Genomic DNA, 226 nt, shown 5'->3' with positions numbered 1-226 from the left:
CGCTAAATTAATGGTTTTGCAAAATTTAGTAAAGGAATTAAACTTAGATTTAATAAAAAATGCTTACTCTCAAAAAGGGAGAAAACCAGTAATAGACCCAATTTCAATGTTTCAGATTTTAATCTATTGTTATTCAGAAGCCATCAAATCATCAAGAGAAATAGAGAAAATGTGTAAATATGATCTTAGAATTTTGTATTTACTTCAAGGACAAAAATCTCCGGAT

At 27.4% G+C, this 226-nt stretch carries 1 protein-coding gene; it reads left to right on the top strand.

The features are described from left to right. Positions 1 to 226, top strand: a 226-nt coding sequence (locus ABGF45_RS08440; protein WP_408132182.1) for a transposase, incomplete at both ends; no start/stop codon positions are given.

This window comes from Helcococcus sp. KG196 (assembly GCF_046035495.1).
Classification (GTDB): Bacteria; Bacillota; Clostridia; order Tissierellales; family Peptoniphilaceae; genus Helcococcus; species Helcococcus ovis.
The sequence above is the reverse complement of the archived record's forward strand: the minus strand, read 5'-3'. Positions and strand labels throughout refer to the sequence as shown.